General features: G+C 74.2%; 4 protein-coding genes. 2 read left to right on the top strand and 2 right to left on the bottom strand.

Translation table 11 applies throughout. From position 1 onward, the window contains the following. Positions 1-42: 42 nt before the first annotated feature. Positions 43-3,012: a hypothetical protein gene (locus tag VFG42_RS27355; RefSeq protein WP_324912036.1), complete on the bottom strand. Its 2,970-nt coding sequence runs from the start codon at positions 3,010-3,012 to the stop codon at positions 43-45. Positions 3,013-3,023: 11 nt separating this feature from the next. Next, positions 3,024-5,147, bottom strand: a complete 2,124-nt coding sequence (locus tag VFG42_RS27350; protein WP_324912035.1) for a hypothetical protein — start codon at positions 5,145-5,147, stop codon at positions 3,024-3,026. A gap of 313 nt (positions 5,148-5,460) precedes the next feature. On the opposite strand from VFG42_RS27350, the gene VFG42_RS27345 reads away from it, so the two are divergent. Next, on the top strand, positions 5,461-5,982 hold the full coding sequence (locus tag VFG42_RS27345) for a cupin domain-containing protein (RefSeq protein ID WP_324912034.1): 522 nt from the start codon (positions 5,461-5,463) through the stop codon (positions 5,980-5,982). Between the two features lie 31 nt (positions 5,983-6,013). Then, positions 6,014-7,495, top strand: a complete 1,482-nt coding sequence (locus VFG42_RS27340; RefSeq protein ID WP_324912033.1) for an amidase — start codon at positions 6,014-6,016, stop codon at positions 7,493-7,495. Positions 7,496-7,520: the final 25 nt, after the last annotated feature.

Below are 7,520 nucleotides of genomic sequence, written 5' to 3'. Positions count from 1 at the left end.
CGAACGCCGCGCACCACCGCCCCGCCGCCGGCCCGGCGGCCCCTACTTCGCGCCGTGCACGACCAGGCGCTTGGTGACCTTCTTGGACACCTTGCTGCCCTTGGGCGTGAACGCCACCCGGACCGTCACCTTGACGTTCCGGCCCCGCGCCACCGCGCGGCGCGCGGCGGCCGACAGCGGCACTGTGACGGTCGCGGTCGTCGCCGCGCTGAGCGTCCGCGCGGTGCGCTTCAGCCCCGAGCCGGTGACGACCACGCGGCCCGCGCCGAGGCCGCTGAGCTTCACGCGCAGCGACCGCGACGTGTGGCTCGAGCCCACCACGCCCAGGCGGCAGTTGGTGCCGACCGTGATCGTCGGGCTCGACGCCTTGTTGTTCTGGCCGACGAGCGCGGCCCCGGCGACCTGGGTGGCCTGGCACACGTCGGCGCCGCCCGTCACCACCAGGATGCCGTGCTTGCCGCCGTCGATCGACAGGTCGAACGAGGTCAGCGGCGCGTCGGGGATCCCGTCGAACGTCGTGACGAGGTGGTCGTCGACGACGCTGGAGGAGGCGTTCAGGTCGATCTGCACGCCCTCGCCGCGCAGCGGCAGGTAGAGCGTCGGCAGCGACTTGATCGTCCGGCCCGTCTTGGGGTCCTTGCGCTCACCGCGCACGAAGTACACGGGCCCGCTCAGCGGCTCGTGCAGGATCGACACGGCCTTGGCGTGGCCGACGACCGAGGTCGCCGGGCAGCGGTCGGCCGCCGCGTCGGACGGCTCGCACAGCCCCTGGGCGTTGTCGGGGTCCAGCGCGAGCGACAGCGGCAGCGCGACCTTCACACGGCGGCTGTTGGCGTCCGCGGCGCGCGGCGCGAGGTGCGCGACGAGCCCGGGGTGCTTGCCGTCGCGGGTCTGCCCCGCGCCCGTCAGCGCCAGCGACAGCTTCGGCGCGTAGCCCAGCGACGCGCAGTCGGCGGCCTGGAAGCGCGAGGCCGCCACGGCGCTCGCGCCCTCGACCGAGCCGATCGCGGCCCCGATCGCCGACGGCGCGCAGCTCGTCGGGTTGAACGTGAACCCGGGACGGTCGATCGCGATCTGCACCGAGCGCAGCTGCAGCGGGATCCCCTGGAGGATCGTCGGCAGCGGGTCGGAGACGATCCGCAGCGCGGTCGTGTGCGGGTCGACGTGGATCGCCGCGCGCACGACGACCGTGCCCAGGTTCAGCGGCCCGGCGATCGCCGGCACGACGATCGACAGCCCGAACGGCGCGCCCTTGTACGGGCCGGTCAGCGAGACCGCGCCCGGCAGCGCGAACGGACGAGCGCCCGGACCGGCCTCCGTGGTGGCCGTGCCAACGCGCGACTCCGCGCCGCACGTCCCGGCCGCCGCGGCGGCGTCACCGCACAGCGCGACGCCCGAGATCCGGCCGAGCAGGCCCGCCGGCAGGTTCACCGCGATCGTCCCGAGGCGCTGGTCGGCGTCGCCGCGCGCGAACCGGACGACCAGCGGCGAGAAGCCGCCCGCGCTGTTGTCGAGCGTCCCGGCCGTGAACGCCGGCGCGAACCCGAGCGGCCCGCAGGCGCCGCCGCCCGCCCCGCGATCGAGCGTGAAGCCGCTCGTGCTCGTGACCTCCTTGCCGTTCCACGCCGTGAAGCGCGCGGTCGTGGTCTGCGCCCCGCAGGTCGCCGCGTTGGACAGCACCGCGCGCGGCCCGCCGTCGAAGTGCAGCGACAGCTCGGTGAACGGCAGCTGCGGCGTGTCGGTGAACGACGCGGTCAGCCGGCCGGTGGTCGCGTCGGGCGCGATCCGGCCCGGGATCTTGATCGTGACGCCGCTGCCCTGGGCGACCAGGTAGATCGCCAGCAGGCTCCCGAACGGGTTGTCGTTCTGGGCGGCGAGGTAGATCGATCCCTGCAGCGGCGAGTCCAGCAGCGGCGTGTCGATCGTCACCGACCCCAGCTTGGACGCGTCCGGGCAGGTCGGCGCCGCCGCGGAGGCCAGCGCGATCTGCGCCGGCGCGCACGCCGCGAGGCCGTCGGCCGCCGACGGGCTGACCGCCATGCCCTCGGGCAGCGTCACGACCGCGTTGCGCAGGTGCGCGGTCGCCAGGCCGTCGGGGTTCTGGTCCTGCGGGACCGTCACGTCGACGTCCAGGCCCGTCGGCGCGCCGGCCTCAGTGGTCGTCGGCGCGGCGGCGATCGACGCCGCGAACGGCAGGTCGCCGCAGCCGGTGAACGCGATCGGCGTGTCGTTCTGGTCCTTCGTGAACGACGCGGACGACGACGTGTCGGGCGCCTGCCAGGACGTCGTGCGCAGGTTCGTCGTCTCGACCCCCGCGCTGCACCGCGTCGCGTTGGTCATCAGCGGCCGGCGCGGCGCGTTGGAGCGGACGCCGTTCATGTACGTCGTCGGGTCGTACCGCTGGGCGTCGTGCGACGGGTCGGCCGGGACGCCCCACAGCGTCAGGCGCGTGCCGGTCAGCGGCAGCGAGCGCGAGATCCCGTGGATGTCGGCCGAGATGCCGGCGTCCCCGGGACGCACCCGCGCGTCGATGAACGTCAGCACGTTGAACACGTTGAAGCCGAAGCGGCCGGGCACGCCCGGCGTGGTCTCGACGTTGTAGACCGCCACGGGATCGCCCAGCGGTGACGGGACGCCGCTGCCGCCGAACAGCGCGCCGGTCAGCTGCACGACCCCGGCCTGCGTCTCGGGCGGGCACGCCGACGCGCGCAGCTGCGCCAGCGCGCAGACGGGCAGGGCGGTCGGGTTCCCCGTGACGCCCGCGGGCAGGTCGACGGAGATCTCCTTCATGTTGCCGTCGGGCACCGCGTTGCCGGCGCCGTCGACCCGGAACGGCGTCGTGATGTCGGTCGTCACGTCGGCGTGCGCGCCCGCCTGCAGCAGCGGCGCGCCCGACGGGTCGGTGTAGTCGCCGCCGAAGTCCACGATGCCGTAGGCGTGCGCGGAGGCGGTCGCCCACGTCAGGGCGACGAGCAGCGTGGCGACGAGCGCCGCGAGGCGGGGCACCATCATGTCCTTGTTCATCACAGCGTCACCTTGATGGTCTTGGTCTCGCGCATCGGGGAGTACGCGACGTGGAGCGTGAGCACGGGGTGCTTGCGCTGGGCCAGCGCCTTGCGCGTGGCGCGCGAGAGCGTGAGCGCGATGCTCACCGTGCGGGCGCGGGCGGCCGTGGCCGAGCCGCGCGCGACGGTCGCGGCGTGGCCGCGCACGGTGGCGCGCGCCGTCACCGACACGCGGCCGGGACGCGTGACCTTCACCGACAACGTGACCTTGCCGGTCTTGGCCAGCCGCTTCTTCTGGGCGCGCGTGAGCGCCTTGACCGTGAAGCGCGGGGTGCTCGCCGCCGGGGCGGCCGGATCGCCGGGACCCTGGAACGCCGCGCTGGACGGCTGGGCCGCCGCCGGCGGGTCGCTCGGCCGCGGGCGGCACGCGTCGCCCGCGCACGGGCGCGTGTCGGCGGTCACGTCCTGCGCGGCGATGCCGCCGCCCAGGCGCGCGTCGTAGAGGTCGATGTTGCGATCGGTGTCGCGGGCGACCAGCCGCTCGGTCGTGCGGAAGAACACGTCGCGACCGTCCGCGCTCGCGTCGCCGAACGTCGAGTCGTCCTCGCTGCGCCCGGTCGAGATCAACGACGCGTGGTCGCCCGACCACATGTACACGTCGAGCTTGCCGTTGGTGTCCTCGGGGACGAGCCGCTCGGGGCTGTTGAAGAACACGCGGCCGTCGTCGAGCACGGAGCGCGGCCAGTAGTTGCCGAGCGTCGAGGTGGTGTCGGCGATCCGCGCGTCACCGCGCGCGGTCGCGCCGTCCGACGGGCAGGAGATGCAGCGCGCGGGAGCGGACGTGCTCGCGTCCGCGAGCTGGACCTCGGCGCAGGCGCCCGCCACGCTCATGGGGCAGGCGGCGCTCGCGTTGTCGTAGCCCGGGGCGGGGCCGTCGGTCGAGAACGCCAGCAGGTGCCCGTCGGGGCTCATGTTCCAGGTGGTCGGCCCGTAGGTCTCCAGCGGCCCGAGCGTGGACTCGAAGCGGATCGTCCCGTCGTGCCACACGTACAGGTTGGCGTCGCCCTCGGTCGCGCCCGAAGCCAGGACGCCGGTCGCGGTGAACCAGACGTAGTGGCCGTCGGCGCTCACCTGGAGGATCGCGTTGACGCCGGCGCCGGGAGACGGGACGTCCGGGGTGAGGTCGGTGAGCGTGTCCGTCGACCGCTGGTAGCGGTAGAGCGTGGCGCTGAAGCTCGTCGTCGACTCCGGCGTCAGCGGGTTCATGCTGGAGAAGTACGCGACGTCGCCGTCGGCGGTGGCGCCGCCGAACGTGGCCGGGTACATCGTCCCCTCGTCGCCGGGCACGCGGGAGGCCGAGATCGGGATCGTCCGCGTCCCGTCCTCGCGCAGGTAGAGCGGGGCCTCGCCGAACGAGTCGATCGTGAAGTAGACGCGGCGCCCGTCGTCGGAGACGACGTGCGCGTCGTGGGCGACGGCGGGCTTCGTGCGGGCGCCGGTCGGGTTGACCGTGCCGTCCGGGAGGACGCCGACCAGCCGCAGGCGGCCGTCGACGTACTCATAGGCGTTGGGAGACCCGTCGATCGCGTCCGGCGACAGCACGCCCTGGTTGACGTCGAAGACGATGTGCTTCATGTCGGCGCTCGTCCCGGCGACGGGCGAGCCCAGGAACAGGAAGAGCTGGTTGAAGAGGGGGTTCGAGCTGCTGCCCACGAACGAGTACGCGCCGCGGGCGTTGTCGCGGACGTAGACGTTGCCGTCGCCCTCGGTGGCGCCCGGCGCCAGCGCCGCGGAGCTCTCGACCAGCGACGTCCCGAGGTCCGGGGAGTTGAACGCGACCGACGAGATGAGCAGGCCGGCGGCGCTGCCCTGCGGGGCATCGAGGCTCTTGGTCGTCCAGTCGTCGCCGCGCTGGGCGACGTCGATGCCGCCGAGCAGGCTCGTCGGGGCGCCGGCGTAGGCCGCCGTGACGCCGTAGGCGATCTTGTCGCCCGACGCCGTCGCCTGCATCGAGCCCCACGAGACGTCGCTGCCCGCCTTGTCGGCCGGGGAGACCATCTCGTAGGCGCGCCCCGGCGGCGCCGGGACCGCCGCCGTCGCGGACGCCGCCGTCGTGGCCGACAGCCCTACCGCTACCGCCAACAAGGGCAGCATCAACCGTGACCGCCGCACGCGGTCGTTGGACCTGGACATCCAACTCTCCTTCAATCGGACCCTCGTCGCCGGCCTCGTATTGGGGAGAGAGGCCCGGACGACGGCGACCTCGGTGGCCGCAATGGAGAACGTACATGTTTTTTGATCGGATGTCAGTTCATTTGGGAAATTCGTGGCATTCGCGGGTCCGCGGCGGAGGCGATCGCGCCGCTCGCGCTCGACGGCCGCCGGCCCGGCACGCGGCGCGGAGGCCCGGCCGGCGCCCTTGCCACGCGCCCCTCGCCGCTCGTAGGGTCGCGGGATGGCCCAGACCGGTGACCGGTTCGCGATGCCCGACGGCAGCGTCTACGTCGTTCGTCGGCCCGCGGCCGAGAGCGACGGGGCGTTCGTGGAGATGGAGTTCGTCCTGCCCTCGGGCTGCGTGCCCCCTCCGCCCCATGTCCATCGACACGGGGTCGAGGAGTACGAGGTGCTGGAGGGATCGTTCGAGGTCGTGATCGACGGCGTCTGGCGGACCATGGGCGTCGGGGACTTCGCGAGCGTGCCGGTCGGCGCGCTGCACACGTTCCGCAACCGCTCGGGCGCGGTCGTGCGCGTGCGCAACCGCCACCGGCCCGCGATGGGCTTCGAGGACTTCATCGCGGCGACGTGCGCCGCGCTGCGCGAGGCGGGGATCGCGCGGCCGCGCGATCCGCGGATCCCGTTCGTCCTCTCGCGCGTGATGCTGCGCTACGACGACACGCTCGCGCCGGGGCGCCGGCGCGAGCGTGTCCCGATGCGGGCGCTGGCGGCGATCGCCAGGGTGCTGCCGGGCGTTCGGTGACCGCGCGGTGGCGCTGTAGGTTGCTCGCCCTATGGACGAGCGCCAGTACGTGGAGATGGACGGCCTGGGCCTGGCCGAGGCCGTGCGCGGCGGCGAGGCGTCGGCCGCCGAGGTCCTGGAGGTCGCGCGGGCGCGCGCGGATCGGTTGAACCCGGCGATCAACGCGATCGCCACGCGGCTGGACGAGCGCGCGGCCGAGCGGGCGGCGGGGTCGCTGTCCGGGCCGTTCGCGGGCGTGCCGTTCTTGTTGAAGGACCTGCACCAGGATCTCGTCGGCGTGCCGACGACCGCGGGCTGCCGCGCGCTGGCGGGTCGCGCGGCGACCGAGACGAGCACGGTCGTCGAGCGCTGGGAGGACGCCGGCCTGGTGATCTTCGGCAAGACGACGACGCCCGAGTTCGGGTCCAAGGGCATCACCGAGGCCGAGCTGTTCGGGCCGACGCGCAACCCGTGGGATCTGGAGCGCACGCCCGGCGGGTCGAGCGGCGGGTCGGCGGCGGCGGTCGCGGCGCGCATCCTGCCGGTCGCGGCGGCCAGCGACGGCGGCGGGTCGATCCGGATCCCGGCCGCGTGCACGGGCCTGGTCGGGCTGAAGGCCGGGCGCGGGCTGGTGCCGTTCGGCCCGGGCGAGAGCGAGCCGCTCAACGGGCTGGCGACCAGCGGCGTCGTCTCGCGCACGGTCCGCGACACGGCCGCGATGCTCGACGTCCTGGCCGGCCCGGACGCCGTCAGCGCGTTCGCGCCCGCGCTGCCCGAGCGGCCGTTGTCGGAGCGCTTGGAGGACGCGCCGAGCCCGTTGCGGATCGGGTACTTCACGCGCGCCGCGCTGCGGCCGACGCCGCATCCCGAGGCCGTGCGGGCGGTCGAGCACGCGGCGGGGCTGCTGACGTCGCTGGGCCACCACGTCGAGGAGATCGCCCCACCCCACGACGACGCCCGGCTGGGCCGCGACTTCCTGACGATCTGGTGCGTGCACCAGGCGATCGAGATCGAGCGGATCAAGCGCGAGACCGGCTGCGGCGACGACGGCTTCGAGTTGGACACCAGGTTGCTCGCCGCGCTGGGCCGCGCGGTCGGCGGCGTCGAGCTGCAGGCCGCCGACGAGCGGCGCTCCGAGCACATCGCGGCGCTCGCGCGCGTGCACGAGACCTACGACCTGGTGTTGACGCCGACGCTCGGCGAGCCGCCGATCCGGATCGGCGCGCTGGAGACGCCCGCGTTGTTGCAGCGGTTGTCGGAGCTGCTGCTGCGCACGCGCACGACGCGCGTGATGCGGGTCGGCGGCGTCGTCGACCAGATCCTCGAGCGCAACCTCGCCTGGGTCCCCTACACCCAGCTCGCGAACATGACCGGCCGCCCGGCGATCAGCCTGCCGCTGCACTGGACGCCCGCGGGCCTGCCGATGGGCGTCCAGCTCATCGGGCGGCTGCGGTCCGAGGAGCTGCTGCTGCGCCTGGCGCGGCAGCTGGAGGTCGCGGCGCCGTGGGCGGAGCGACGGCCGGCGATGGCGTGACGACGAGCGGGGCGCGGCCCCATAG

Origin of the sequence: Baekduia sp., from assembly GCF_035685985.1 — a bacterium.
Classification (GTDB): domain Bacteria; phylum Actinomycetota; class Thermoleophilia; order Solirubrobacterales; family Solirubrobacteraceae; genus Baekduia.
This window is presented reverse-complemented; position numbering and strand designations above follow the sequence as displayed.

Excerpts from the sequence above, each read along its gene's own strand:
- VFG42_RS27355 (WP_324912036.1), bottom strand. The coding sequence starts at position 3,012 with ATGATGGTGCCCCGCCTCGCGGCGCTCGTCGCCACGCTGCTCGTCGCC.
- VFG42_RS27345 (WP_324912034.1), top strand. The coding sequence starts at position 5,461 with ATGGCCCAGACCGGTGACCGGTTCGCGATGCCCGACGGCAGCGTCTAC.
- VFG42_RS27340 (WP_324912033.1), top strand. The coding sequence starts at position 6,014 with ATGGACGAGCGCCAGTACGTGGAGATGGACGGCCTGGGCCTGGCCGAG.